The sequence below is a fragment of the Kitasatospora sp. NPDC056327 genome, assembly GCF_042261735.1.
Classification (GTDB): Bacteria; Actinomycetota; Actinomycetes; order Streptomycetales; family Streptomycetaceae; genus Kitasatospora.
Genome location: NZ_JBHJRC010000281.1, coordinates 1 through 1276, shown reverse-complemented (window position 1 = coordinate 1276; position 1276 = coordinate 1). Strand labels below are relative to the sequence as shown.

1 protein-coding gene is annotated in these 1276 nt (G+C 71.6%); it reads left to right on the top strand.

All coding sequences use genetic code 11. The features are described from left to right. The first annotated feature begins 806 nt into the window (after window positions 1–806). Window positions 807–1184, top strand: a complete 378-nt coding sequence (locus tag ACFCX4_RS29480; RefSeq protein ID WP_376148891.1) for a beta/gamma crystallin domain-containing protein — start codon at window positions 807–809, stop codon at window positions 1182–1184. Window positions 1185–1276 lie beyond the last annotated feature (92 nt).

Genomic DNA, 1276 nt, shown 5'->3' with positions numbered 1-1276 from the left:
CGCCCCCCTCCGCCCCCTGCCCCGGTCCCACCCCCCCCCCCCCGTCCGGCGCCCGCCCCCCCCCCCCCGCACGCGGCCCCCGCCGACTTCCTGTGCGCGGGCCACCGGCCCTTCCGCCCCGTCGGGGCAGCGGAGCCTCCGCATCGGGGGTGTTCGCCCGCCCTTGTGGCCCCCGCCCGTCGAACATCGGCCACAAGGGGCCCGAAGTCGGCGAATCCGGCGTACCGGCCATCTTTCCGTTCCCGCCGGTCAGGACGGTTCGGTCCGACCGGCCCGCCGGCACGCCGGCTGCGAAGCGGCGTCGTTCCCGGCGCCGCCACCCGCGAGCCGGGGCGGCGCACACCGCGCACGGGGACGAACCGGCCGCGTTCCGGTGGACGCGGTTCCGTACGGGCAGCACGCGGGCGCCGGGCCCGGGCGGGACACAAGCGGACGGGCACACTCGGCCACGACGTGCCCCGCCCGGCACACGCGCCCGCATTGCGGTACGGGGCGTCGCGCCTTCCGAACATCCACCGGCTCCCCGAAATGTGACCGAGCGTGATGGAGCGGCGCCCGCGCGGGCCGCACCCACCCTCCCCACACTTTCACGGAAACCTCCCCTCGCATCCACCCGAAGTCATTCGCCCGCTGCTCTCGGGGAATTGTTCCGGGCGGTCTTCAATTCCCGCCCGGAACATCTGGAACCACCCATTCTCCCTGCACGGTCGATCGGCATACGAATGTGGCCGAGAAAGCCCTCACGAGGCCCCCGCGGACCGGGTGACGGTGGAGATCCGGTTCCCCACGAGAAAAGGGAGATCATCATGAGCCTGCCCGTGCGCCGTTACCTCGGTGTCGCCGCCGCCGCGGCGGCCGTCCTGGCCACCGCGGCCGTGCCGGCCACCGCCGCCTCCGCCTCGACCAGCCGCATCACGCTCAACCGCACGGACTGCAACCAGAACGACTACCTTGAGATCCACAACAACAGCGGCCGCGACACCCTCTGCTTCGCGAACGCCGGCGAGGCGGGCGTCGCGATCTACGGCGTCAACTGGGTCGAGTCCGGGAACAACGTCGTGAAGATCGAGTTCCAGCGCAATCTGAACGACCCGCGCCTGGAGAGCTTCACCCTGAACAAGTGGAGCCAGTGGAACCCGGGCCAGCCCTCGATCCACAAGATCACCTGGATCAAGATTTACTGATCCCGGAACCGCACCGCCTCCCCGCGGAATTCCGCTCCACGGCCCTCCCCGGCCGGCGCCGGCCCCGATCACTCACCTTGAGTGATCAGGGC